Origin of the sequence: Bradyrhizobium retamae, assembly GCF_001440415.1 — a bacterium.
GTDB lineage: Bacteria > Pseudomonadota > Alphaproteobacteria > Rhizobiales > Xanthobacteraceae > Bradyrhizobium > Bradyrhizobium retamae.
In genome coordinates this window covers 489,350-515,744 of the sequence record NZ_LLYA01000001.1, presented here as the reverse complement: position 1 = coordinate 515,744, position 26,395 = coordinate 489,350, and the positions used below count along the sequence as shown (strand labels likewise).

Genomic DNA, 26,395 nt, shown 5'->3' with positions numbered 1-26,395 from the left:
ACATGGCTGCGCTTCTCGACGTCAGTGACGTAACACTGCGCTACAAGACCTCGAGCGCGGTCGTGACCGCGACCGAGCGGGTCAGCTTCATGGTCGATCGTTCCGATCGCTTCGTGCTGCTCGGCCCCTCCGGTTGCGGCAAGTCGACGCTGTTGAAAGCCGTCGGCGGCTACATGAAGCCGAGCGAAGGCAAGATGCGGATCTCGGGCCGGGAAATATCCGAGCCCGGCGCCGACCGCATGATGATCTTCCAGGAATTCGATCAGCTCTTGCCGTGGAAGACGGTGCTCGAAAACGTGATGTTTCCGCTGCTGATGACGCGAAAACTGCCGCGCAAGGACGCGGAGATGCGGGCGCGGGCCTATATCGAAAAAGTCAGCCTCACCCGCGTCGTCGATGCCTATCCGCACACGCTGTCCGGCGGCATGAAGCAGCGCGTGGCGATCGCGCGCGGCATGGCGATGGAGCCGGATATTTTGCTGATGGACGAGCCGTTCGCTGCCCTCGATGCGCTGACGCGGCGCACCTGTCAGGACGAATTGCTGCAGCTTTGGGCGGAGACCAAATTCACCGTCCTGTTCGTCACCCATTCGATCGCGGAGGCGATCAAGATCGGCAACCGTATCCTGCTGCTGTCGCCGCATCCCGGGCGGGTCAAGGCCGAGGTGATCGACGTCGACAAGGTTTCCGGCGAGGACGGCAGCGCGGCGCGGCTGGAAAAGCAGATCCATGATCTCTTGTTCGCCGACGCTGTCACGGCACACTAAAGGTAGCGCGCGATGGGTGAAGCCAGAATTCTGTTGCGCGATGCCGCCGAACTGACGGCGGCGGTGCCGGCCGAGGTCGAGCGCAAGTTGACAGTGCTGGAGCTGTTGTGGAACGACGGCTTTGTGCGCAAGGCCGTGATCATCATCTTTCTCGCCGCGGCCTGGGAGACCTACGGCACCATCCTGAATAATCCGCTGCTGTTCCCGACCTTCCACGACACCATCGTCACCATGTTCGACAAGGTGCGCGACGGCACCATTCCCTTGCGCGCCTGGGCGTCGCTGAAGGTGCTGTTCATGGGCTATGCCGCCGGCATTGCGCTGGCCGCCATCTTCACGATTCTCGCGATCTCGACCCGGACCGGCACCGACTTCCTCGAAACCATCACCGCGATGTTCAATCCCTTGCCGGCAATCGCGCTGTTGCCGCTGGCCCTGATCTGGTTCGGTCTCGGCAATGGCAGCCTCGTGTTCGTGCTGATCCATTCGGTGCTGTGGCCGGTCGCGCTCAACACCCATTCCGGCTTCAAGAGCGTCTCGAACACGCTGCGCATGGTCGGCCGCAATTATGGCCTGCGCGGATTGCCTTACGTGTTCCGCATCCTGATTCCCGCAGCCTTCGCCTCGATCCTGACGGGCCTCAAGATCGGCTGGGCGTTTGCCTGGCGCACGCTGATCGCCGCCGAACTGGTGTTCGGCGTGTCGTCGGGGCAGGGCGGCCTCGGCTGGTTCATTTTCGAGAACCGAAACTTGCTGGATATCCCCGCCGTGTTCGCCGGCCTGTTGACCGTGATCGTCATTGGCCTGATCGTGGAGAACCTGATCTTCCGCACGATCGAGCGCAACACCGTCCAGAAATGGGGTACGCAGTCATGAGCATCAAGAAGAACCCCACGGACCTCCGCAGCGCGCGCTGGTTCGCGCCCGATGATCTCCGCGCTTTCGGCCACCGCTCGCGCGCCATGCAGATGGGCTACGCGCCGGAGGAATGGAAGGGCCGGCCTGTCATCGCGATCCTCAATACCTGGTCGGATGCGCAGCCCTGTCACATGCATTTCAAGAGCCGCGTCGACGACGTCAAGCGCGGCATCCTGATGGCCGGCGGTTTTCCGATGGAGCTGCCGGCGCTGTCGCTGTCGGAATCGTTTCTGAAGCCGACCACCATGCTCTACCGCAACATGCTGGCGATGGATGCCGAGGAATTGCTGCGCGGCCATCCGGTCGATGGCGTGGTGCTGATGGGAGGCTGCGACAAGACCACGCCCGGCCTTCTGCTCGGTGCCACCAGTATGAATCTGCCGACCATCTATCTGCCGGCCGGGCCGATGCTGCGCGGCAATTGGAAGGGCAAGACGCTGGGTTCGGGCTCGGATGCCTGGAAATACTGGGACGAGCGCCGTGCCGGAAAAATCTCCGACAAGGACTGGGTCGACGTCGAGGCCGGCATCGCCCGCAGCTACGGCACCTGCATGACCATGGGTACGGCGTCGACCATGACGGCGATTGCGGAATCGATCGGCATGACGCTGCCGGGCGCCTCCTCGATTCCCGCAGCCGATGCCGGCCACATCCGCATGGCTTCCGAATGCGGCCGCCGCATCGTCGAGATGGTGTGGGAGGACCTGACGCCGGACAAGATCCAGACCCGACAAGCCTTCGACAACGCGATTACGGTCGCGATGGCGATGGGCTGCTCGACCAATGCGATCATCCATCTGATCGCGCAGGCGCGGCGTGCCGGCCAGGACATCGGGCTCGACGATTTCGAGAAGGCCAGCCGCAGGGTGCCTGTGATCGCCAATGTGCGGCCGAGCGGCGACAAATATCTTATGGAAGATTTCTTCTACGCCGGCGGCCTGCCAGGCCTGATGAGCCGCATCAGGGAGCATCTACATCTCGACGTCATGACGGTCACCGGCCAGACGCTCGGCGAGAACATCGCGCGCGCCGAAGTCTATGATGACGACGTTATCCGCACCATCGAGAATCCCATCTACAAGGAAGGTGCGCTCGCCGTGCTCAAGGGCAATCTCGCGCCTGACGGCTGCGTGATCAAGCCAAGCGCCTGCGAGCCGCGCTTCCTCAAGCACACCGGGCCTGCGCTGGTGTTCGACGATTACCCCTCGATGAAGAAAGCGATCGACGATCCCAATCTCGACGTCACGGCGGATCACGTGCTGATCCTGCGCAATGCCGGTCCGCAAGGAGGACCGGGCATGCCGGAATGGGGCATGCTGCCGATCCCGACCAAACTGGTGAAGCAGGGCGTGCGCGACATGGTGCGGCTGTCGGATGCGCGCATGAGCGGCACCAGCTATGGCGCCTGCATCCTGCACGTCTCGCCGGAATCCTACATCGGCGGGCCGCTGGCGCTGGTGCGAACGGGCGACAAGATCACGCTCGATGTCAACGCCCGTACCATCAACCTCGATGTGCCGGAGGCCGAGCTCGCAATGCGCCGCGCCGAGTGGAAGGCGCCGGAGCCGCGTTACGAGCGCGGCTATGGCTGGATGTTCACCCGCCACATCAAGCAGGCCAATGAAGGCTGCGACTTCGATTTTCTGGAGACCGGATTTGGCGCGCCGGTGGAGGAGCCGCCGATTTACTAGCCTTCCATCATTGCGAGCGCAGCGAAGCAATCCATCTCACGACTCAAAGAAAGAATGGATTGCTTCGTCGCTTCGCTCCTCGCAATGACGGGGATAGACGACACCAAACAAAAAGCATCACAGGGGAGGACGACAAATGAACATCACCCGACGCAACCTGCTCGCAGGCGCCGGCGCCGCTGCCGCCACGACGCTGCTCGCGCGCTCCGCCCTCGCGCAATCGTTCCCGTTCACGCCGAACCAGCGCTATCCCGATCCCGCCGTGCAGATCCTCGATCCGAGCTTTGCAAAATACCGGATCTATTCCTCGACCATTGAACAGGTTGCGACCGGCATGCGCTGGGCCGAAGGGCCAGCGTATTTTCCGGAAGGAGGCTATCTGCTGTTCTCCGACATTCCCAACAACCGCATCATGAAGTTCGACGAGAAGACCAACCAGACCTCGGTCTTCCGCGCCAATGCCAATTACGCCAACGGCAATGCGCGCGACCGTCAGGGCCGGCTCGTCACCTGCGAGCATTCGGTTACCCGCCGCGTCACCCGCACGGAGAAGGACGGCAAGATCACCGTGCTGGCCGACAAGTTCGAGGGCAAGCGGCTGAACGCGCCGAACGACGTCGTGGTGAAATCCGACGACACCATCTGGTTCACCGATCCCTTGTTCGGCATCAACGGCGAGTGGGAAGGCAAGAAGGAAAAGCCCGAACAGGCGACTACCAACGTCTATCGCCTGACCAAGGACGGCAAGCTCACCGCCGTTATCACCGACATCTTCAATCCCAACGGCCTGGCGTTCTCGCCGGACGAGAAGAAGCTTTATGTCGTGGAATGGAAGGGCACGCCAAACCGCAGCATCTGGAGCTTTGACCTCAACGACGATGGCACGGTTGGCAACAAGACCAAGCTGATCGACGCCGCGGATCAGGGCGCGCTCGACGGTTTCCGCGTCGACCGCGACGGCAATCTATGGTGCGGCTGGGGCTCCAACGGCGCGCTGCAGCCCGAGCCGACGGAGGTTGGCGGCCGCCGGGTGTTTCAGCTCAAGGGCAAGCCAGAGGATCTCGACGGCGTGATGGTGTTCAGCCCAGCCGGCAAGCCGCTCGCCCACATCCGCCTGCCGGAGCGGTGCGCCAATCTCACCTTCGGCGGCCCGAAGAACAACCGCCTCTACATGACAAGCTGCCACTCGGTCTATGCGCTGTACGTGGAAGCACACGGGGCGGTGTGAGCCACGATGATGCGCAGTTGCGCACCTGAGAACCTCGAGATTCCGGGTCTGGTCCTTCGGACTATCCCGGAATGACGGAATAACTGGGATAGAACACAATGACAAAACTGAGCGACGCCACCCGCAATAAACTCAAAACCGTCTCCACGGCCACCGTCGCCACCGCGCTGTTCAAGCGCGGCTTTCGCATTCAGATGATCCAGGATGTGCACCCCTTGGGTCCCGATCAACCGGTGTTGGTCGGCGAGGCTTTTACCCTGCGCTACATGCCGGCGCGCGAGGACCTCAACAAGATCGACGTGTTCCGCGACCGCTCCCACCCACAGCGCAAGGCGATCGAGGATTGCCCGCCGGGCGCGGTGCTGGTGATGGACAGCCGCAAGGACGCTCGCGCCGCGTCCGCCGGCGCCATTCTGGTGACGCGGCTGATGCAGCGCGGTTGCGCCGGCGTCATCACCGACGGCGGCTTTCGGGATTCCGTGGAGATCGCAAAGCTCGGCTTCCCCGCCTATCACCACCGCCCGAGCGCGCCGACCAATCTCACGCTGCATCAGGCGATCGAGATCAACGTGCCGATCGGTTGCGGCGACGCGCCGGTGTTTCCCGGCGACGTTATTCTTGGCGATGCCGACGGCGTGATCGTGATCCCTGCGCATCTGGCCGACGAAATCGCCGACGAGGCGGTCGAGATGACGGCGTTCGAGGATTTCGTCACCGAGCAGGTCCAGAACGGCCGCGGCATTTTCGGGCTCTATCCCGCGACCGATCCGCAGACGCTGACCGATTTCGCGGAGTGGCGAAAGAAGAACGGGCGGTAACTCGCCCAAGCGCAGTCGTCCTTAACCTCTCCCCGCTTGCGGAGAGAGGGGATCTAAACCTCACCCTTCTCAGCCAACCCTACCGCCCATAGCGCAAACGCATAGGCGATCGCGACCTCATCGAGCCGGTTGAAGCGGCCCGACGCGCCGCCGTGGCCGGCGCCCATGTTGGTGCGCAGCAGCACCGGCCCGCCACCGGTCATCATGGCGCGCAACCGTGCGATCCATTTCGCCGGCTCCCAGTAGGTGACGCGCGGATCGGTCAGGCCGCCCATCGCGAGCACAGCGGGATATTCCTTCGCCGCGATATTGTCGTAGGGCGAGTACGACAAGATGGTGCGAAAATCCTTTTCGCTCTCGATCGGGTTGCCCCATTCCGGCCATTCCGGCGGCGTCAGCGGCAGCGTATCGTCGAGCATCGTATTCAAGACATCGACGAACGGCACTTCGGCGACGATGCCGGCGAACAATTCGCCCGCGCGGTTGGCAACCGCGCCCATCAGCATGCCGCCGGCGCTGCCGCCATGACCGACGATGCGCTTGGCGCTGGTGTATTTTGCCTCGATCAGGGCGCGGCCCGCGGCGGCGAAATCGTCGAATGAATTGGTCTTCTTCTCGCGCTTGCCGTCGAGATACCAGCCCCAGCCTTTGTCCGCGCCGCCGCGGATATGCGCGATCGCATAGACAAAGCCGCGATCGACCAGCGACAGCCGGTTGGTTGAGAACGAGGACGGCATCGCCATGCCGTAGGAGCCGTAGCCATAGAGCAACAGCGGCGCCTTGCCATCGCGCACGAGGTCCTTGCGATGCAGTATCGAGACCGGCACTAGCGCGCCGTCATGCGACGTCGCCATGATCCGCGTGGTGACATAGTCGGCCGGGTCATGCCCGGACGGAATCTCCTGCCGCTTGCGCAAGACGCGCGTTCGCTTCGCCATGTCGTAGTCATAGACTTCCGACGGCGTCGTCATCGACGAATAGGAAAACCGCAGATTGGTGGTCTCGAATTCGTAGCTGCCCATGGTGTCCAGCGAATACGCCGCCTCGTCAAAGGCGATGGCATGTTCCTCGCCGTTACCGAGATCGCGGATGACGATCGCGGGCAGCGCATTGGCGCGCTCCAGCCGCACCATGTGGCCGGCATAGAGTTCGACATCGAGCACATAGATGCCGGCGCGATGCGGAATCAAATCGCGCCAGTTGGCGCGCTCGGGCGAGGCGAGCGGCGCCGTGACGACCTTGAAGTCGATCGAATGGTCCGCATTGGTTAGAATGAACAGTTCATCGCCACGGTCGGCGATCGAATACTGCACGCCTTCTTCGCGTGCCGCCACCAGCCGCGGCGGCGCTTCGGGATTGGCGAGATCGATCAGCCGCTGTTCCGAGGTCTCATGATCGCCGCCGGCGATCACGCAGAAGCGTCCCGAAGAGCTCTCGTGCAGATGGGTGAACCAGCCGGAATCCTTTTCCTCATAGACCAGCGTATCGTCGGCTTGCTTGGTGCCCATCCGGTGCCGCCACACCTGCATCGGACGGTGGTTGTCGTCGAGTTTGACATAGAAGAAGCTTTGGCAATCCTTGCTCCAGACGATGCCGCCGTCGGTCTCCTCGACAAGGTCGTCGCGGTCGATCCCCGTCTCCCAGTCGCGCACGCGGATCGAGAAATATTCCGAGCCCTTGGTATCGGCGCTCCACGCGTGCAGTCTATGGTCAGGCGAATGCCGCGCGCCGCCGAATTTGAAATACTCATGGCCCTTGGCGAGGGCGTCGCCGTCGAGCACGATCTGCACCGCGCCGCCATCGCGCTGCGTGCGGCCGAACATTTCGTGCTGCCCGCCCTCGCGGAATTTTCGCAAATAGGCGAACGGGCCGTCCGGCGACGGCACGCTGGAATCGTCTTCCTTGATCCGCCCGCGCATTTCGGCGACCAGCTTCTTCTGCAGCAAGGCGGTGTGGCCGAGCAAACTCTCGGTGTAATCGTTCTCCGCTTCCAGATATTTGCGGATGTCCGGGTCGAGGATCGAGGGGTCGCGCAGCACTTCCTGCCATTTCGGGTCCTTCAGCCAGGCATAGTCGTCCTGCACGGTGATGCCGTGCGTGGTGAAAGTATGCGGCCGGCGCGGGGCGGCCGGCGGCAAGAGGGCGGGCTTTTTGGCGGCGGCTTGTGTCACGCGGTCCTCGTCTGGCTCAATGATCGAGCCTTATATCGGTGGCAAACGGGCGGATTACCAGATGCACCGATCTGTAGGGTGGGCAAAGCGATGCGTGCCCACCATCTATCGCCGAATCCAACCTGAACGGTGGGCACGCTACGCTTCCCACCCTACTTACGGTTCTAGGTTGCTAACTGTTCCTTAACCTCGCCCCCGCACCGCCGCCAAACATCGGGATTCGGTTCACCGCGAGCACCACCGCAAAGGTGATCACATTCGGCGTGCGTTGCGCGCTGCGTGTCCCCCGAACATCCCAGCATGGCGATGCCAAGCACTGAGATCGCGGCGAGGTCGCCGCTTTCGTTGAGGTCGTAGATCAAAACCGACAGCACCTTGGTCTGCGAGGTGAACAGTACGATCGCGGCGGATAACTCCCGCATCACGCCGATGAAGATGAAGCACCAGGTCGCGATCACGCCGGTGCGCAGCAGGGGGCGGTGATCTGGCGCAGCGATTGAAGCCGGCTCGCGCCGAGAAAGCGGCTGGCGTCCTCCAGTTCGGGATAAATGGTCGCGAACGCCGCCTGCAATTGCTGATAGGCCGACGGCAAATTGATGGTGAGAAACGCCAGCAGCAGGATCCACAGCGTGCCATAGAGCACGAAGGGCGGCACCAGCCGCTCGCCGACAGCAGGGACGACAACCTTTACGCCTCGACGTTCTCCCCGAGATACTCGATCGCGGCCTCGGTTCCGCCCTTGCCGTGGGGAATGCCGAGCGCGTTGAGGCCGACCTCGACGACCCCGAGCGTGCCCAGGATCATCGGCGCATTGACATGGCCCATATGGGCGATGCGGAAAGCCTGGCCGGACAAATCGCCGATGCCGGTGCCGAGCACCACGCCGCATTTCTCCTTGCAGTAGCGCTGCAGCGCGGCCGGATCGTAGCCGTTCATGGTCACCGTCGTCACGGTGTTGGAGCGCTCATTGGCCTCGGCGATGTTGAAGCCGATCACCTGACCCTCGCTCCAGACCGCGACCGCGCGGCGCACCGCCTCGGCGAGCAAACGGTGGCGCTGAAACGCGTTCTCCAGCCCTTCCGTCTGCAGCATGTCGATCGCCTTGCGCAGCGCGAACAATAGATGCACCGGGGCAGTGCCGGCATATTTGCGGTAATGCTCGCTGCCCTCGCGCTCGGTCCAATCCCAATAGGGCGTGCGCAGGTTGGCCTTTTTATGCACCTCGCGGGCACGGTCGTTGGCGGCGACAAAGCCTAGGCCGGGCGGCGTCATCAGGCCCTTCTGCGAGCCGGACATCGCGACGTCGATACCCCAGGCGTCCATTTCGAACGGCATGCAGCCGAGCGAAGCCACGGTGTCGACCATGAACAGCGCGGGATGCCCCGTCGATTTGATCGCCTTGCCGATCGCTTCGATGTCGTTATAGGCGCCGGACGCGGTATCGACCTGCACGGCGACGATGGCTTTGATGGTGTGGTCCTTGTCCTGCCGCAGCCGCGCCTCGACCTCGCTCGCGCGGATCGCGCGGCGCCAGTCGCCCCTGAGCACCTCGACCTCGACGCCCATCGCGGCGGCCGCCTGGCCCCAGCCGATCGCAAAGCGTCCGCTTTCCAGCACGAGCAGCTTGTCGCCACGCGACAGCACGTTGGAAAGCGTCGCTTCCCACGCGCCATGGCCGTTGGCGATGTAGATGTAGGATTTGCCTTTGGTGGCGAACAGCTTTGAGAGATCGGCGAGCAGGCCGTCGGTCAATTCCAGCATCTGGTCGGAATAGATGTCGAGCGCCGGGCGATGCATCGCCTGCAGCACTTCGTCGGGCATCGTGGTAGGTCCCGGGATGGCCAGAAATTCCCGGCCCGCGCGAACGGTCATTTGTTGGTTTTCCTTAATCGGCAGATACGCGAAATCGAGGCGTTGGAGACTTGGCAACACAATATTGGATCGCAGCGGTCATTGCGAGCGCAGCGAAGCAATCCGGAGTCGCAAAAAGATCAAATTGCTCTGATTGCTCCGCTCTTGACGGGCTATTTGCCGACGGCATTCGCGATCGCGCGCCAGATCTGATCTTTGAGCTCGGTCGCCGGCGGGCTCGGGATCGTCACCGCAGGTCCCTCGCGCTTCTTGCAGGCCTCGACCAGCCGCAGCACCCAGATTTCGCCGTCGGTGTAATAGGCGTCGCCGCCGCCGTTCCGCCCTGCGATCGTGGGGCCGATGCCGGTGACCTGGTATTTCGCGTCCACCATGCCGGCATTTCCCAGGTCAGTCGCAAGCAGCGCGCGCTCGGCGTCGAGATCGGGCGAGATGTGGTGCGTGACGGCGGCGGTGTATCGGCTGACGCCGACCCCGCGATCCTCCGTTGCAGCTCCAAGCCAGACCGGGCGCTTTTCCTCGCCGCTCTCCAGCACCTTCCAATAGCGCACATGGTTGCGGCGGTCGGCGCTGCTCCCGATCGGTTTTTCATAGGCGAGATCCTCGCGGCGACCGAGGTAATAGAGGTTGCTCACCGGCGCGTCCTTGTAGGGCCTGTCGAGCAGCACGCTACCGATGATCTCGATCGAGGATTTCAGCGTGATCCGGTCGGCCGGATACCACCCCGCAGCATGCATCGCGCAGACCACGTCGCGCTGGTCTCCGATAAGCCCGACATTCATGGGATCGCCGGGAATGCCCTGCGCGGTGCGCGTCACCATCGGCATGCTGGTCAGCCCGCGCTGATGCTCGTAATGCGTCCAGAAGCCCGGCAGCACCAGATAGGCGAGCAGGCCGTAACCGCCGAGGATGACGAGCGCGAGCAACATTGCCCGCCGCAAGCCGCGTCGTTGCCGCATTCGTTTTTCGATGCGTTGATCGGACACCGTAGATACCGCTCCCTCTCCCCAGAAGCGGGCGAGGTTAACTACAACCGCTACCGCCGCGTCTCGCGACAACCGGCGGCTTCGGCCTCCTCGACCGAGCAGAACCAGCGCGTGCCTTTTGAGATCTTCATTTCGATCTTCGCATACCAGCGGCTTGTCGGCTGGTGATAGATGCACTCGCCGGAGCGATTGACGTTGCCCTTGATGGTGCAGTCGGGCGAGGGCGCCACCGGTCCGGATGCCGAGGCCAAGAGGACCGCCCGGGCATTCTCCGGCGGCTGGACGGCGCCGAGAACGGCGGTTTTCTTGTTGCGAATGCGCCAGTCCCACGGTGCGATGAACGCGCCCTGCCACATGCCGGCCTTGGCCTCGCGCGCCGCCTTCTCGTCTGCCTCGTAGTCGCGCGAGAGGCGCGTCTGCGCCAACGCCCAGCCGTTCGACACCAGCCATTTCTGGATGTCCTCACCGTCGGCCTCGCAGCGCGCCACCGTGCGGCCGCGGCGATCGGCCACTGCTCGTGTACGACAGGTCCAGCTCTTAGCCCCGAAACGCTTGATCAGCTCGTCGCGCGCGGCGGCGCCGCAGGTCCAGCGCTCGCCCTTGGTGTTGAGGCAGAGCTGATCGACGGCAGGCGCGTCGATGCCGCCGAGGCGAATGCGATGGTTACCGATCTGGAGCTGATCGCCTCCGCGGATTTTCGGAACGCCGGTGATGTCGGCCGCGTGCGAGGTGGCGGGCAGTGACAGCAGCAGGAACGCGGAAAGCAACGTCCGTAATTTCATCGGCAATCCCGGTGGCAAAATGATGCGGATTGTGCGGACAATGGAGCCGTCTTGCCAGAGCGGGGGTGTCGCACCGCTTTCAACTTCCCGTCATTGATGGGCGAATGGCGAGTAGCGAATGGAAAAGGCCGAATCACCACTCGCCATTCGCTATTCGCTATTCGCCAGCTTCCGCCGCGCCAACGCCAGGCCCATCAACACGAACGCCGATGTCACCTCGGGCCCGCCGACCAGAATCCGCGTCGGCGTCTTCATCTTGTTCCACTCGTACGCCCGGTACGGCCCGTGCCTGCCGCCTTCGCCGAGACTTGCGACGATGACGTGCAGCGCCGGCGCGAATGTCGAGACGTCGGCGCCGAGATGCGCCAGCGCCATCAGCGCCAGCGCGGCGTCGAACGGGTTCATCTCGCGCGCGATCAATTCACCCTCGACATAGGCGAGCACCTTCTTGCGGATCAGCGCGAACGTGCCGTCCGGATCGATCGCCTGCCGCGCGGGCTCGGGCAATGCCATGAACGCGGCATGGCAGCGGCCGAAATAGGCGGAGTAGAGTTCCGGCAGGTAATAGATGTGCGAGCGCGGATTCTTGAACGCGCCGCTTTCGGCGAGCCGCCGCTGGAAGCTTAGGATGCGATGCACCGTCTCCAGCCGCTGCGGCGTCTCCAAAATCTTCCAGCGCGCCAGATTGCGGAAGCTTACTTCGAGAATATCGAGGTTGAGCGTCGGATCGAGATCGTTGCCGTAAGGCCGGTCGCCCGCGAGATTGTCGATCCAGGTGACGACGCCGCCCTCGTAGTCGATATTGTCGTTCAAGGGCACGGTGACGCGCGGCTCGTTGGCGCCCTCGCGCACCTGGTAGCCGCGGTAGAAGTCGAGCAGCGGCTGGTCGAGGATCGGATCGGTGCAGCCGGCTTGTGTGGCGGCCGAGAACGAGCACGCCGTGGTGTCGCAGTCCGGCACGTAGATGCCGAAGCCCAAATCCTGCTTGATCTGCGAGAAGAATTTTGAGAACCGCGGATGCGGCAGCGGCGCCAGGGCCGTGATCACGTTCACGGTGGTACCGTCATGCGCGGGCACTTCCTCGGCTGAGGTCTTGAGACAAAAATCGACCATCTCCGAAATCGCGCGCCTTGAGGCCGCGGCCTCGTCCGAAGACGCCAGCCCGGTTTCGACGTAGCTGAGCAGCGCCTCGGTGAAAAAGGCGTCGTAATAGGCCGAGCGGTGGCGGATCTGCATCGGCTGCCACATCGGCTCGGCAATCCCTCGCCACGGCGGATTGATCAGCGCGCGCGCCGGCGAATGCGCGATGAAGATCCGCGCCAGGCTGAATAACAGCGTCGAGTTCTTGTAGCCGCGCGAGTTCAGCCCGGTCAGCGCCATCAGCATCTCGCGCCCGCCCATGTCGGCATCGCCGATCAGGTTGAAGGCGGCATAGGTCGGGATGAAGCCGTTTTTGGCGAATGAGCCGTGCAGATGCGCGCCACAGCGGCGGATCACCCGGTCGATTTCGCGTCGCCCGGGCGGGCGGCCCGGTGCCGCCACCGGCCCGGGGGCGGGGTGGCGGACATTAATATCGGCCATCAGCTCGGCGATCGGCTGCCCCACCGCGGCCCAGTCCGGCTCGGCATCGTCGCGCGCCCGTCGCAGCGCCTCCTGCAGGGCGCCCAACCGCTTCTGGTCGCGCAAGGCCGGATGCCCGGTTCGCCGCAACAGCGGCCGCAGCGCCGGGTTGCCCAGCGCCGTGCGATAGAATTTTCCCAGATGGGGGTCGCCGCCGCGGTATTTCAGCAGCACGGGGTCGCAGACGTCATAGAGCGACGGGCCGTCTTTCCGCGCGGTCAGCGCCCGAAATGCGGCGCCGGCGATGGTAGAAAAGCCCATGCAGTTTCTTTCCGCCGGAACGGTGAAGGGAGGGCCACGTTGAGCACGATCCGTAAAACCCCGGTAGTCCCGGGGCTTTGGAACGGGCTCGATGGGGAGTCCACGCAGCCACCGCCGGCCGGATGGGCCTGCAAGCCCTTGAGAACTAACCAAATCCGGCGAGGAACACAATGTGATATGGGTCACTTACCTGGCGTTAACCCTTTTCCATAGTCGGCTGCAATTGGTTCCATGCGTTGAATGAGGTTGTCCGGAAGGGCCCGACAGGCTAAAAGACCGTTGTTGCGGCGCCGCAAATTGAGCGCAATTAGACGGCACACACCCGGCAACCCCATCAAACCTGAACGGTCCGCACGCGACTAACTGGCGCGGTCTTGCTTGGCGCTATGGACAAACTTGGGAATGGAAACGCGATGAACCTTGGTCAGCTCTGCATTTCCCGCCGCACCGTCACTATTGCCGTTGCTCTTATCGGCCTGGTGTCGCTGGCGATCGGCGCCCATGCCGCGCTGAACAAGCGTTCGCTCGACGCCGCCAAGGCGATCGGCACCGAGCAGACCGGCGTGATCGGCACCTCCGCCCGCGTCGCCCTGGTGATCGGCAACGGCCATTATCCGGATGCGGCAGCGCCGCTGTCCCAGCCCATCAACGATGCCCGCGGCCTCACGGCTGCGTTGCGTGCCAAGGGTTTTGACGTGGACGTGGTCGAGGACGCCACCAAGGACGACATGGCCCGCGCCGTCGCCCGCCTGAAAGACAAGATCAAGCCGGACACGGTCGCGATGCTGTTCTTCGGCGGCTATGGCGTCCAGGTCGGTCGCGAGAGCTTCATGATCCCGGTCGATGCCGCGATCTGGAAGGAGGCCGATGTGCGCCGCGACGGCGTCAGCATTGAGCAGGTGCTTGATACGATGACCGAGAAGGGCGCCAGCGCCAAGCTCGTCGTCGTCGACGCCTCCCGCCGCAACCCCTATGAGCGCCGCTTCCGCTCCTATTCCCACGGCCTCGCCCCGATCTCCACACCGGAGAACGCGCTGATCCTGACCTCGGCCACGCCGGGCAAGGTGGCCGACGACGGCAAGGGCCAATACAGCGTGCTGGTCACCGAGCTGCTCAACAATTTGAATTCGCAGTCCGGCGTCGCCAGCGCCTTCAACAAGACCCGCATCTCCATCTCCCGCGCCTCCGACGGCGAGCAGGTGCCGCAGGTGTCGTCGTCCTTGCTGGAAGACGTCCGCCTCGGCGGGTAAGGCGCGCCGAACTCTCTCCACGTCGTCCCTGCGAACCGCAGGGACCCATAACCACCAGTCTCATTGTGCCGAAGCGCAGCCGTCGCCCCGCGTGCCCTTTGCGCGGGCCGCGGCGTATGGGCCGCTGCGCGCAGGGGCGACGGACACCTACTTCCCGTCCGCGCTCGCCGTCACCGCGCGCACCGGATCGCCCTCGCGCAAGAGCGCGCCGGCGCGCGCCACCACGACGTCGCCTTCCTGCAGGCCCGAGGTGATCTCGACCTGGCCGGCCGACATCAGCCCGGTCTCGACCCGCCGCGTTTCGACGCGGGCGCGCCGCACCACCTGCACCACGGTGCCGGCGGTGCCGTAGAGGATCGCGGTCAGCGGCACTGCGACGCCGCAGCTCTGCCCGGTCCTGATCTGTGCGCGGCCGCTTGAATTGACGAGCAGCCGCCGGGGGGTGGTGACGCCGACGAACACCTGCGCGAGCTGGCTGTTCGGCTCCACCGTGGTCGACAGCCGCCGCACCCGTCCGTCGACCTCGCCGGCGCCGATCACCTTGATCCGCGCGGTCTGGTTCACCTGGAGTTTCGCGATATCGCGCGTCGGCACCATGCCGACCAGGTCGAACTCGCCGCGCGCGATGATCGAGAACAGCGCTTCGCCCTTGGCGCCCGCCATCGCGCCGACGGCAGCGGTCGTGGCCGAGATCACGCCGCCCACGGGGGCCTGTACCGAAATCTGCCCGCCTTCCGGCAAAGCCAGCCGCGCCAGCACCTGCCCCGCGGTGACGCTGTCGCCCGCATCCACCATCACCTCGGCCACCTTCAGTCCCATCCGCTCGGGCCGCACCTGCGTCTCCTCGCGCGCAATGATGTTGCCGGACACCTCGACGATATTGGCAAAACAGGATTTCGCGGCCTTGAGCACGGTGACCGCGGCGCCCTTGGGCGCGGCGGGGTCGGCGTCGTCGGCGGCGAGGAGGGGGGAGGGGACGGAGAGCAGACCCGCCACGAGCAGCGTGGCCAGAACAGGTGAAAGGTCGCGCGCACGGAGGGGAGGCATCGAAGTTTTGTTCCTAGTTATCAAAATCATAAATACCAGAAGGGTGGTTGGCGCGCCAAGCGCGAAGAAGCCGTGTGTGACGTATGTTAAGGATGAAGGAGGCGGACTCAGCCACAGTGTTAGTCACAGATTCTCGACAGAGGGTTCACGCCCACGCGCATCTCATCAAGCTTTTCGCGAGGCTTTTTCGCGAAGCCCTGATAGGTCTGTTTGACATCAAGCACGGCAGGGTGGGCACGCTTGCGCTTTGCCCACCCTACCGCACCGGCTATTGCATCTTCTTCCGTCGCGCCGTGGCGGCATCGACGACGTTGTCGACCGATTCGCGCCAGGCCGTGATCTCCGCCGCCAAAATCGGATGGTTGAATCCCTTCAGATTCAAATCATCGATCGGCCGACCCTCGACCCGTGGCTCGACCATGCCATAGACGCGCCGGCTCACCACGATTTGGTTGGCCTTGGCTTCGTCGCAGAGGCGCGAGGCAAGATTGGTGACGCTGCCGATCGCGGCGTATTCCAGGCGCTGCTCAAAACCGATCTGGCCGAGCGTGGCGTAGCCGAGCGCGATGCCGATGCCGAAGCCGAGATTGTGGCCGCGGTTGCGCCACTTCTCGGTCAGGGCGCCGATGGTGTCGCGCATCTCCACCGCCATCCGCACCGCGCGCGCGGTGTGGTCCTCGAACTGGATCGGCGCGTTGAACAGGATCATCACGCCGTCGCCGGCATAGCGGTCGAGCGTGCCCTCATACTTGAAGATCAGTTCGCCGAGCGCCGCATGATATTCGCGCAGCACGTTCATCGCCTCTTCCGGCTCGGTGGTCTCGGTGAACGCGGTAAAGCCGCGCAGATCGCAGAACACCACGGTGACCTCGCGGCGGTGGCTGTCGAGCAGGCCCTCATGGCCGTCGGAGGAGGCGATAAGCTGCGCCACCTGCGGCGCCAGGAAACGCTCCAGCCGCCGGATGCGCTCGATCTCGCCGAGCTGCGTCTCCACCCGCTGCTCCAGCGAGCGATTCCAGTCGCGGAGCTGGTCGGTCTGCTCCTGCAGCTTGCTCGCCTGTTCGCGCACGATGTCGTTGGCGGCGAGCAACTCGCGGCTCTTGTGGTCCACTTCGGTGAAGAGGCGCGCATTGCGCATCGCCAGCACCGCCTGGTGCGCAAACGTCTTCATCAGGCCGATCAGGTTGGCGGAGAATTCGCCCTGGTTCCGCCGCAGCACCACCAGCGATCCCAAGATGCCGGTCTGGTCGACCAGCGGCACCACCAGCACCGAGTGGAAGCCGGCTTCGGTCGCGACATCGCGCAGCGGATGTTCGGGGATCGCGCCGAGCTGGGGAATGGCGATCGGCTCGCCACTGGTCGCGGCCTCGCCGAGCGGCGAATGGTCGGCGTCGATGGCGCGATGGCGGCCTTCGGCAGCCTTGTCGATGCCGATCGCCTCGGTCAGGCTGAACTGGTGATTGCCGGCGTCATAGCCGTAGATCAGCACGGCGTCGGCATGCGTAATTTCGAGCGCGCGCGCGGCGACCGTAGGCAGCACCGCGTTGAGATCGAGCGAGGAGGCGACCGCGCGGCCGACCTCCTCGAGCACCTTGAGCTCGTTGATCGATTGCGCCAGATCCCGCGTCCGCTCGTTCACCTTGGTTTCGAGGTTCGAATAGGTCTCGGCGAGCTGCCCCGCCATGCCGTTGAACTGGTTGGCGAGCTCCTCCAATTCGTCCGACGTCTTCACCTCGATGCGATGGCCGAAATCGCCGGCGCCGAGCCGCCGCGCGCCGGCCTGCAGCGCGGTGATCGGCACCAGCAGGCGCCGCGCCATGATGGTGCCGGCGATGATCGCGACCACGAGGCCAAGCGCGATCAAAAGCGCGATCCGCACGAGTTGGTCGCGGATCGGCGTCAGCGCCTGCGCCGTCGGCTGTTCGAAGAACACGCGCCAGCCGAGTTTCGGCACCAGGCTCGACGTCGTCAGCACGGCGTCGCCATTGGCATCCAGGCCCGACGCCGGCGCGACGCCGCCGGGCTTGCTGACGGCAGCGACCTGCGGCAGCGTCGACAGGTTCTTGCCGACCTCGGGCCCGTTCGAGGACCTGGCCAGCACCTCGCCTTTGGAGTCCGTGACATAGGCATACGCCACCTTGCCGACCTGGGCGTCGATCAAAAATTCGGAGAGGAAATCGAGGTCGATCTCGGCGACCGTGATGCTGCCGTCGGCATGCGACAGCGCGATCGACATGAACGGCTGCTGGTCGCGCAGATAGGCCGGCGCAAAGCTGGTGCCGCGCGAGACGGTTTCAGTGAAGCGGACATCGCGGGAAAAATCGGCGTTGCTGCCGAGCGTGACGGTCTGCCGCGTCAGGCGGAGCTGCTCGCGGCCGTTGCTGCCAAGCAGCGAGAGCTGGCCGACCTGCGGCACCTGCCGCAGCAATTGGGTGTAGTCGGCGCGGCGATCCTCGATCGTCTTGGCGGAGGCGCGCGTCACCCAGGAGATCTGCCGTTCCAGCTCGGAGACCGACTGCGCGATCCGCTTCGCGGTCGCCTCCGCCTTGTCAGACATGCCGTCGTGGAGCGAGCTCTTGATGCCGCGATAGGTGATCCAGATTTCCATCGCGCCGTTGACGGCCAGCACGAACACGACAAGCCCGACCAGCGCGACGACGTATTTGGCAAACAGCCCCTCGCGCAGAAACCTTGCTCTATCGTTGCCCTCGCTCATCCGGACCCTCGTGCGCCACGCCCTTAAGCATGCGCATCCGTTCGTCGCTTGCTGCGGGGCCAGCCGCAATCGCTGGCCCCGGATGAGGGCCTGTTTAGCACGAATTGAGGGGACCGGCGGGCCCTCGGCCAGCATGGTTAGCCCGGATTTCGAGCAGGAATCCGCGAATTCGTCGGCATGCGTAGGCCCCCGCTTAACCTCGCCCCGCTCTTCGCGGGGAGAGGTCGGCGCGAAGCGCCGGGCGAGGGAGTATCAACCTCAGCGATTGAACAACTGCCGCAACACCTCGTTCATCGGCTGGCTGTCCTGCTGCGTGGTTGTGTCGCTCGGCGCTGCTGGAGGCGCCGGCTCGGCCGGCGCGGCTTGCGTTGGCGCCTCGGCTGGCGAAGTCGGCGTCAGGCTCCGCTGACCGCCCGGGCGCGCGCCGCCTTGCGGCTGATTCTGGCCCAATCCACCCAAGCCCTGAATGAGATTGCCGATGGTCTCACCAAGCTGGCCGCCCGTCTGGCCGCTGCCGGGCGCAGTGCCTTGTCCGGCCGCACCCTGTTGTCCGCCGCCGAGCAGGTTGCCGATCGCAGCGCCCAGCCCGCCGCCGTTCGCGCCGAACAGGCCCTTGCCCATTTCCCTCAGCTTGGCATAGGCCCCCTCCGGATTGTCGAGAATGCCCTGCATCTCCGGATAGATCCGCGGGCTCCCCCACGGTCCCTCGATCATCACGGGAATGCCGAGCCCGACCGGATCGCTGACGCGGCCCTGGCCTTCGGTGGTCATCACCAGTTTCGGCTCGACACGGAAGCCGATCTGCTTGGTGCCGAGATCAATGGTGCCGACGCCGGTCATCTTCACCAGCGGGCCGACGAGGTTGAGATCCGTGGTCTGCGCCTGCCCCTTGTCGATTTTGAACGACGCCGACAATTGCGAAAGATCCGTCGCCTTCTCATCGCTCGCCTGCCACCCGGACAAGGTGCTCGCAGTAAGCGAGCGGATCATCTGTGCGACGTTGAGCCCCTTGATGGCGCCGTCCCGGAACACGACGAAGGCGGTGCCCGCGATGTTCGACATGATCGCGCGCTGGCTGGTGCCGGAGGAGCGCACGCTGATCTTCGCCTGCATCCTGCCGTCGATCCTGTCGAAATCGGCAAGGCCATCCAGCAGCGGCAGCGCGCGTACGCCGGTGAGGTCGGCCCGTATCGTGTAGGCGGGATTGGCGGTGGAGACATCGACGGTCAGGTCGCCATTGGCGTTGCCGTCATAGGCGCCAACATTGGAAACCTGTGCCTTCAGGACGCCGCTTGCGAGCGTGGCGTCGATCGCGGCGGGGGTGAAGCGCGCGTCGCCGATCTTGAGTTCGGCCGCGGAAATCCGCGCCTGCAGGTCGACGTAGTTGAGCCCGTTGACGTCGATCGTCGCGTTGCTCCAGGACTGCGCCGAGGAAGAATCGGTGCTGCGCGACATCGCGACCGTGAGCTTCTGGAAATCGAGGTCGAGCTTCACGAGCGGCTTGCTCGACAGATCGACCGAGGCCCAGCCGTTGAACGCGCCGTCGCCGAGGGCGCCGGTGACGCCGTTGATCATCACGACCGAGCCGTTGAGCCGGGCTTCGGCCTTGGCCATGAGCTGCGCGTGCAACAGGCCTGGCGCGTCGATCTTGATCTCGGCCGGAATATTCTGCCGTTCGACCGGGGCCGCAGGCAGCGCCGCCTTGGCCTCGAATTTCAGCGAATGGCCGCCGCTGCGCGCGCTGCCGGTCAGCGTAACCTTGCGGTCGGCATCAATCGTGATGTCGGCGTTGACGGTCTCGATCCTGTTCTCGACGCGGTCGCGCAAATTGGAGAACACGATGGTGCCGCCGGTGACGCTGACATGCTCGATCGAAAAGGCGTCTGTCGCCTTGCCGCCGGCGGGCTTCGAGGGAGGATTGGCCTCCCTCACGCGCTCGCGCCTCAGGGGCAAATTCACCACCGGGCGAATGATGACGAGTTCGGTGATCTGCGGCCGGCCGGCCCACAGGCTCGCCAGCGTCACGTCCGCCTCGATGCTCGAAGCCGTGAAACGATGGTTGATGTCCCGATCCCTGGGATCCTGCAGCGTGACATCGTTCAGCCGGATATTGAGCTGCGGCCACAGGCCGATCTTGGCGCCGCCATTGATGGCGAGCTTGTAGCCGGTCTCGCGCTCGATCCTCTCCTGGATCTCGGCCTTCAAGTAGCCCGAGGGGATGCCGGTCACCAGCAGCAGCGCGATGACGACGATCACGGCGGCAATGATGGCGCCGGCAATTTTCAGTGCTCTCATATCGACATTCCAGACCGCGCAAACGGCTCTTATTTCGGTGGCTCGACACGCCGTCGCAACCGGTCGGGCGAGCTTATCCCGGAAAGGGATAGCGCCCAAAGCAGCCAAAAATAATCCGGGGGTACTGCAAAGTTATGTGACTTATGACACACTCGTGGGCAGGGGAATCCTGCTAACGGCGTTCGGGGGCGGTGGAGCCGATCTGGAAGGCGATACAATGACTAAACAGGCCGAATTTGCGGTCATTTTGAAAATGAACCCGATGTTTGCGGATTTGGGCGCCGACGAATTGCAGCGCATCTCCGGCCTTTGCCACACCCAGCAGCTCGGCGTCGGCGAAATGTTGTTCCAGAAGGGCGATCCCGGCGATGCCCTGTACGGCGTCCGCCGCGGCCAGATCCGGATCGAAACCGGCGCCTCCGACGGCAGCCGCTTGACGTTGAATTTCATGGGCTCCGGCGATCTCTTCGGCGAAGTCGCCGTGCTCGACGGCCAGAGCCGCACCGCGGACGCCACCGCCGGCGAGCCGTCGGAACTGTTCGTGCTGCGGCGCGAGGATTTCCTCGCCTTCCTGGAGCGCGAGCCCAAGGTCGCGATCAAGATCATCACGCTGTTGTGCCAGCGCATCCGCTGGCAGAGCGAGCGGATGGAAGAATCGGTGCTGCAGCCGCTGCCGGTTCGGCTGGCGCGGAGGCTCTGTGCGCTCGCTTCGGATTTCGGTTCCGAAGTGCACATCTCGCAGGAGCAACTCGGCGTCTTCGTCGGCGCCGCCCGTGAAAGCGTCAACCGGCAACTGCAGCTCTGGCGCAAGGACGGCATCTTGGACCTGCAGCGCGGGCGGATTTTGCTGCAGAACATGACCAAGCTGACGGCGGTGGCGAGGAACGAGTAGACCGCGGGGTCAATAGGTAGCGGGAATCGCTTGGATCGGCCAGGACTGCTCCTCACTCCGCCGCAGGCGACATCGCTGGCGGCGGGCCCTTGGCCGGCGGCTCCTTGTGGTCCGGTCCGTGGCTGGCATCCTCCGTCTCCGCGCTGGAGACGATCAGCTTCTTGCCGAGGCGCCAGCACAGGGCGCCGACATCGTCCATCACCATGAACATCGCCGGCACGAACACCAGCGACAGGATGGTGGAGAAGATCAGGCCGCCGATCACCGCGAGCGCCATCGGCGAGCGGAATTCGCCGCCGGCGCCGAACGCCAGCGCTGACGGCATCATGCCCGCCGCCATCGCAATCGTCGTCATCACGATCGGGCGCGCGCGCTTCATGCCGGCATCGATCATGGCGTCTTCGCGCTTCTTGCCCTCGCGGATCGCCGTAGTGGCGAAATCGACCAGCATGATGGCGTTCTTGGTGACGATGCCCATCAGCATCAGGATGCCGATCCACACCGGCGTTGTGAGCTGCTTGCCGGTCAGCAGCAATGCGGCGATCGCGCCGCCGATCGAGAGCGGCAGCGAGAACAGGATCGTGATCGGCTGCAGGAAGGTGCCGAACAACAGCACCAGCACCGCATAAACCATCATCAGGCCGGCAGTGATCGCAGTCGCAAAGCCTTCTGACAATTCGTTGAGGCTCTCGGCGTCGCCCGACGGGCTGACCTTCACGCCCTTCGGCAGGCTTTTCATGACCGGAAGGTCGTAGATCAACTTGGTGGCGTCGCCGAGCGCCGCGGTGCCGACGAGGTCGGCGGCGACGGTCGCCTGTCGTTCGCGGTCGTAACGGTTGATGCTGGTCGGGCCCTGATCGAGCTGGATGTCGGCGACGACAGATAGCGGCACGCCGCCGCGTTCGCCGCGCTGGCCGAGCGGCACCCGCAATTGCTGCAGCATCTGCAGGTCGCTGCGCGCACTGTCCTCGAGCTGGACCCGGATCGGCACCTGACGGTCGCCAGCGTCGAATTTTGCCAATGCCGGACCGACGTCGCCAATGGTGGCTACACGAATCGTCTGCGACAGGCTCTCCGTCGAAACGCCAAGACGTGCCGCCAGTTCGGCCCGCGGACGGATGCGAAGCTCGGGCCGGTCAAGCGCGGTTTCCGAGATCACGTTGGCGATGATCGGGATCCGCTTCATCTGCGTCGCCAGCTCGCTGGCGACGTTGTTGACAATGTTGCTGTCGGTGCCGGTCACGACAAGAGAAATCGCGCGCAGGCCGTTCTCGTCAAGAAACCAGAAGCGGATATCGGGAACGTTTTCCAACTCCTGGCCGATCTCGAGTTCGAGCTGCCGCTGGGTGATGTTGCGATCGGCCTTCGGCGTATAGTTGATGATCAGCGCGGCGCGGCGGACTTCCTGCGTTCCCGGCGGCACGCGCCCGCCGTCGACGAAGATGCTCTTCACCTCGGGGCGCTTGCGCAGCCGGGCGACGATTTCTTCAGTGACCTTTTCGGTGTAGGCAAGCTGCGAGCCGGGCGGCAATTCCATTGCCAGCAGCGAGCGCGCGGTGTCCTGCGCAGGCAGGAAGCCTTGCGGCAGCAGCGTGATGCTCCAGATCGAAGCGGCGAAGACGCCGAAGCCGATCAGCACCGTGATGAAGTAGTGCTTCACCGACCAGGTCACGAGTTTGGAGTAGGTCTGCAGGATGCGTCCGGGCGGGGGGTCTTCGTGCGGGTGATCCTTCAGGAAGTAAGCGGCGAGCACCGGCGTGACGAAGCGCGCGGCGAGCAGCGAGAAGAACACCTGCACCGACACGGTGATGCCGAACTGCTTGAAGAACTGTCCCGCGATACCGGACATGAAGCTGGCGGGAGCAAAGATCGCAATGATGGTCAGCGAAATCGCGATCACCGCGAGACCGATTTCATCGGCGGCTTCGAGCGCCGCGCGATAGGGCGACTTGCCCATGCGCATGTGGCGCACGATGTTCTCGATTTCGACGATGGCGTCGTCGACCAGAATGCCCGTGGACAGCGTAATGGCGAGGAAGGAGACGAGGTTCAGCGAGAAGCCAAGCAGGTCCATCGCCCAGAACGCCGGGAATATCGACAACGGCAGTGAGATCGCGGCGATAATGGTGGCTCTGATATCGCGCAGGAACAGCAGCACGACGATCACCGCGAGGATCGCGCCTTCGAACAAGGTCGAGATCGCCGCATCGTAGTTGCCCTTGGTGAAGTTGACCGAGGTGTCGATCAGCTTTAGGTCGACGTCGGGATAGGCGACCTTCAGCGCATCGATGCGCTTCTGCACGGCCTCCGCCACCACGACGTCGCTGGCGCCCTTGGAGCGCTTGATGCCGAGCGCCACCACCGGTTCGCCGTTGAAGCGGGCAAAGGTCCGGCGATCGGCAATGGTGTCGGTGACGGTGCCGAGGTCGTCGAGCCGGACTTCGCCGCCGCCGAACAGCGGGATCATCGTGCCGGCGAGATCGTTCAGCGTCTTGGCGCCTGCCAGCGTGCGGATCGCCTGGTCGTTCTTGCCGATTTCGGCACGGCCGCCGGCGAGGTCGACATTGGTTCCGCGAAGGATCTGGCTGACATTAACGGCGGTGAGCCCCGCCGCCTGCAGCCGGTCGGGATCGAGCGAAACGAGAATTTCGCGCTCGACACCGCCGATGCGCTCGACCTGCGCAACGCCGCGGACGCCCTGCAGCGCACGCTTGACGACGTCGTCGACAAAATAGGAAAGCTGTTCCGGCGTCTTGCCGGGCGAGATCGCGGCATAGGTGACGATCGGCAGGCCGATCACGTCGACGCGCTGGATCAGCGGCTCGTTGACGTTCTGCGGCAGGTTGGCGCGTACACGGGTGACGGCATCCTTGACGTCGTTCAGCGCGCGATCGGTGTTGGTCTCGAGCGCGAACTGGATCGTCGTCACCGATAGGCCGTCGGTGATTGAGGACGAAATATGCCGAACGCCTTCCACGCCGGATACGCCGTCCTCGATGGTCTTGGTGACCTGTGCTTCCAGTTCGGCGGGAGCAGCGCCGAATTGCGCGACAGCGACCGAGATCACGGGGATGTCGGCGCTCGGCAGCCGCGTCACCGCGAGCTTGGTGAAGCTGACCCAGCCGAGCACCAGGAGAATGATTGAAAAGACGACCGAAGGAAGCGGGTTCCGGATCGACCAAGCCGAGATGTTCAAAGCCATTAGCGTGCCCGCGTGCGCTCGAGTTCATCGGCGAACATGGTCTTGACCTGGTCGCCGTCATGCAGCGAGGTGCCAGCATCGGCCACGACGGTTTCGCCGACGTCGAGGCCTTCAAGAATTTCAGTTGAGGTTTCGGAGGTCAGGCCGACCCGCACCTTTCGCGTCTCGATGGTGTTGCCCTTTACCACCTGCAGGGTCAGGCGGTCGATGGCGGTGCGCGGGACGGCTACGCCGCAGGAGCGCTTGGCATCGATATTGGCGCGGGCAAACATGCCGACCTTGAGCGAGGGATTGTTGTTCAGCGAAATCCGGACCTTGCCGAGTTGGGTAGTGCGGTCGATCTGCGGCGAGATCTGCCGGACCTTGCCGACGACATCGGGCGCATCGTCACGGCTGATGCGTACCGTCGCACCAGGATTGAGCTTGAGCAGATGAACGCTCGGCACTTCGGCTTCGAGCTCGATTTCATTGTTCACGGAGACACGGAACATCGGGCCGGCCTGCGGCGAAGCCGGCGCGCCGACCGCAGTCCTCACTTCGGTGACGAGACCGGCAGCGGGGGCGCGAAGCAATATCGGTCCAGACCGGCCTCCCGGGGCTCCCGGCTGTTGTGGCGGCGGGGTGAGGCGCGCCATCTCCTGATTTTCGGTAACCGTATCGCCTTCCTTGACGAACAGGTCAGTGACCCTGGAGCCCTCCTGATCGACGCCGATCTGGGCCTCGCGCCGCGGCACGATAAAACCGGTGACGCGCACCATGTCGGAGAAACAGGCATTGGTGGATTTGGTCACGATCACCAGCGCCTGGCCCGGCGTTTCCTTTTCTTCCGCGCGCGGACGGTGCTCGAACCAGTAATAGCCGACGGCCACAACGGCAACGAAGGTCACCCCGAGCGCGGGTTTGAAGTATTCGGAGAATTTCATTGCCGGATCAATCCAGACTGGAAGTCAAATCAAACAGGGCGCATTGGCTGGCCGAAGGCCTGCGATCTCGCCCAAAACGAATACGTCCCGCATTTGTGCTGCGGGACGTATTGTAGCCGGAAACTATTGCTCGGCGCCACGCCCTTACTTGGATGCGTTCGACGCCGTGGCCTTGTTTTCCATGTTCACGACTTGGACGCGGCGGTTCACTTCCGCCATCGGCTGGCTCGGATCCTTGAGCTTGCTCTTGCCATATCCGACGGTGACGAGATCAGTGCCGTTGATGCCGTATTTGTCGACGAGATAGCGCTTGATCGCGTCGGCGCGGCGCTCGGACAGATCCTGGTTGTAGGCTTCGCCGCCGGCCGCGTCGGTGTGGCCCGCGACCACGAAGGTCGAGCCCCTCAGATCATTGTTGGTGAGCGCGCGGCCGAGCGCCTGAACCGACGGCAGCGACTTCGCGCTGATGTCGGCCGAGTTGTAGTCGAAATTGATTTCCAGATCGATCTTCGGCTTGTCCTTGACGATGGCGGCGATTTCCTCGCGCTCGGCGGTCGAGAGCGACCGCGTGGAGCGGCCGCGGATCTTCTGGACGAATTTGCTTTCGGCAGCGGCAGCGGTCGGATCGACGGTTTGGTGCGGGCCGACCGAAAGGCCGCGGGTGAGCGGCTTCTTCTCCGGCGCCAGCGCGCGGACGATCTGATCTTCAGTGACGTTCCTCTCCTGCGCGAGGGCAGTTCCCACACTTAAGCCGATTGCGGCGCCGAGCGCCGCAACCGAAACGATTGCGGTAAGAGCCTTCGTTGTTGAGAAATTTGCCATTCCCAGTCCCCTCCTGCGGGCTTCCCACGCGGTTCTAAGGTCATCCAAATGAGCTGCCGCACCTTGGTTTGCGGCCGGCTGCTTTACTTTAGTCTGGGCGCCCGCCGCAGGGTTCGAGGCGCCGCCAGCCTTCATAC

The 26,395-nt window shown here is 64.1% G+C and carries 20 protein-coding genes; 7 read left to right on the top strand and 13 right to left on the bottom strand.

Annotation, left to right across the window (positions count from 1 at the left end; all coding sequences use genetic code 11):
* Window positions 1-2: 2 nt before the first annotated feature.
* The 5 genes from CQ13_RS02350 to CQ13_RS02330 all read left to right on the top strand — a co-directional run bounded on the left by CQ13_RS02350 (window position 3) and on the right by CQ13_RS02330 (window position 5,422).
* Window positions 3-767, top strand: coding sequence for an ABC transporter ATP-binding protein (locus CQ13_RS02350; RefSeq protein ID WP_057841378.1), 765 nt, complete (start codon window positions 3-5; stop codon window positions 765-767).
* A gap of 12 nt (window positions 768-779) precedes the next feature.
* Window positions 780-1,643: an ABC transporter permease gene (locus CQ13_RS02345; RefSeq protein WP_057841377.1), complete on the top strand. Its 864-nt coding sequence runs from the start codon at window positions 780-782 to the stop codon at window positions 1,641-1,643.
* Window positions 1,640-3,376, top strand: a complete 1,737-nt coding sequence (gene araD / locus CQ13_RS02340) for an L-arabinonate dehydratase (protein ID WP_057841376.1) — start codon at window positions 1,640-1,642, stop codon at window positions 3,374-3,376. Before CQ13_RS02345 ends, araD begins: the two co-directional genes overlap by 4 nt.
* A gap of 136 nt (window positions 3,377-3,512) precedes the next feature.
* The gene (locus tag CQ13_RS02335; RefSeq protein WP_057841375.1) at window positions 3,513-4,604 is read left to right on the top strand and encodes an SMP-30/gluconolactonase/LRE family protein; all 1,092 of its coding nucleotides are present in this window, start codon (window positions 3,513-3,515) and stop codon (window positions 4,602-4,604) included.
* Window positions 4,605-4,702: 98 nt separating this feature from the next.
* Window positions 4,703-5,422: a ribonuclease activity regulator RraA gene (locus tag CQ13_RS02330; protein WP_057841374.1), complete on the top strand. Its 720-nt coding sequence runs from the start codon at window positions 4,703-4,705 to the stop codon at window positions 5,420-5,422.
* Window positions 5,423-5,475: 53 nt separating this feature from the next.
* Here CQ13_RS02330 and CQ13_RS02325 read toward each other — a convergent pair whose 3' ends face one another.
* The 7 genes from CQ13_RS02325 to CQ13_RS02295 form a co-directional block, all read right to left on the bottom strand.
* The gene (locus CQ13_RS02325) at window positions 5,476-7,593 is read right to left on the bottom strand and encodes a S9 family peptidase (RefSeq protein WP_057841373.1); all 2,118 of its coding nucleotides are present in this window, start codon (window positions 7,591-7,593) and stop codon (window positions 5,476-5,478) included.
* A gap of 164 nt (window positions 7,594-7,757) precedes the next feature.
* Complete coding sequence (locus CQ13_RS45145) at window positions 7,758-8,051, bottom strand: hypothetical protein (protein WP_057841372.1); 294 nt, start codon at window positions 8,049-8,051, stop codon at window positions 7,758-7,760.
* Complete coding sequence (locus CQ13_RS45140) at window positions 8,048-8,248, bottom strand: hypothetical protein (protein WP_057841371.1); 201 nt, start codon at window positions 8,246-8,248, stop codon at window positions 8,048-8,050. Before CQ13_RS45140 ends, CQ13_RS45145 begins: the two co-directional genes overlap by 4 nt.
* 32 nt (window positions 8,249-8,280) lie before the next feature.
* On the bottom strand, window positions 8,281-9,465 hold the full coding sequence (locus tag CQ13_RS02310; protein WP_057841370.1) for a pyridoxal-phosphate-dependent aminotransferase family protein: 1,185 nt from the start codon (window positions 9,463-9,465) through the stop codon (window positions 8,281-8,283).
* A 152-nt stretch (window positions 9,466-9,617) separates the two neighbouring features.
* A complete protein-coding gene (locus CQ13_RS02305; RefSeq protein WP_057841369.1) occupies window positions 9,618-10,421 on the bottom strand; it encodes an LssY C-terminal domain-containing protein in 804 nt (267 codons plus the stop codon).
* A gap of 77 nt (window positions 10,422-10,498) precedes the next feature.
* The gene (locus tag CQ13_RS02300; RefSeq protein ID WP_057841368.1) at window positions 10,499-11,230 is read right to left on the bottom strand and encodes a thermonuclease family protein; all 732 of its coding nucleotides are present in this window, start codon (window positions 11,228-11,230) and stop codon (window positions 10,499-10,501) included.
* A gap of 150 nt (window positions 11,231-11,380) precedes the next feature.
* Complete coding sequence (locus CQ13_RS02295) at window positions 11,381-13,111, bottom strand: hypothetical protein (protein ID WP_057841367.1); 1,731 nt, start codon at window positions 13,109-13,111, stop codon at window positions 11,381-11,383.
* Between the two features lie 413 nt (window positions 13,112-13,524).
* Between CQ13_RS02295 and CQ13_RS02290 the strand changes: the two genes are divergently transcribed.
* Window positions 13,525-14,361 (top strand): caspase family protein, encoded by an 837-nt coding sequence (locus CQ13_RS02290; protein WP_057841366.1) that lies wholly within the window; start codon window positions 13,525-13,527, stop codon window positions 14,359-14,361.
* Between the two features lie 147 nt (window positions 14,362-14,508).
* Here the strand turns inward: CQ13_RS02290 and CQ13_RS02285 are convergent, their stop codons facing one another.
* The 3 genes from CQ13_RS02285 to CQ13_RS02275 form a co-directional block, all read right to left on the bottom strand.
* Complete coding sequence (locus tag CQ13_RS02285; RefSeq protein ID WP_057841365.1) at window positions 14,509-15,408, bottom strand: efflux RND transporter periplasmic adaptor subunit; 900 nt, start codon at window positions 15,406-15,408, stop codon at window positions 14,509-14,511.
* 268 nt (window positions 15,409-15,676) lie between these two features.
* Window positions 15,677-18,124, bottom strand: coding sequence for an adenylate/guanylate cyclase domain-containing protein (locus CQ13_RS02280; RefSeq protein ID WP_057841364.1), 2,448 nt, complete (start codon window positions 18,122-18,124; stop codon window positions 15,677-15,679).
* Window positions 18,125-18,382: 258 nt separating this feature from the next.
* Complete coding sequence (locus tag CQ13_RS02275; RefSeq protein WP_057841363.1) at window positions 18,383-20,419, bottom strand: AsmA family protein; 2,037 nt, start codon at window positions 20,417-20,419, stop codon at window positions 18,383-18,385.
* 217 nt (window positions 20,420-20,636) lie between these two features.
* Here CQ13_RS02275 and CQ13_RS02270 point away from each other — a divergent pair, with 217 nt between their 5' ends.
* On the top strand, window positions 20,637-21,311 hold the full coding sequence (locus CQ13_RS02270; RefSeq protein WP_057841362.1) for a Crp/Fnr family transcriptional regulator: 675 nt from the start codon (window positions 20,637-20,639) through the stop codon (window positions 21,309-21,311).
* 52 nt (window positions 21,312-21,363) lie between these two features.
* On the opposite strand, the gene CQ13_RS02265 is transcribed toward CQ13_RS02270, so the two are convergent.
* The 3 genes from CQ13_RS02265 to CQ13_RS02255 all read right to left on the bottom strand — a co-directional run bounded on the left by CQ13_RS02265 (window position 21,364) and on the right by CQ13_RS02255 (window position 26,258).
* Window positions 21,364-24,513, bottom strand: a complete 3,150-nt coding sequence (locus CQ13_RS02265) for an efflux RND transporter permease subunit (RefSeq protein ID WP_057841361.1) — start codon at window positions 24,511-24,513, stop codon at window positions 21,364-21,366.
* Window positions 24,513-25,436, bottom strand: a complete 924-nt coding sequence (locus CQ13_RS02260; protein WP_057841360.1) for an efflux RND transporter periplasmic adaptor subunit — start codon at window positions 25,434-25,436, stop codon at window positions 24,513-24,515. The genes CQ13_RS02265 and CQ13_RS02260 overlap by 1 nt, the downstream gene beginning before the upstream one ends.
* 144 nt (window positions 25,437-25,580) lie before the next feature.
* Entirely contained in the window at window positions 25,581-26,258 is a 678-nt protein-coding gene (locus CQ13_RS02255; RefSeq protein WP_057841359.1) for an OmpA family protein, read from the bottom strand.
* Window positions 26,259-26,395 lie beyond the last annotated feature (137 nt).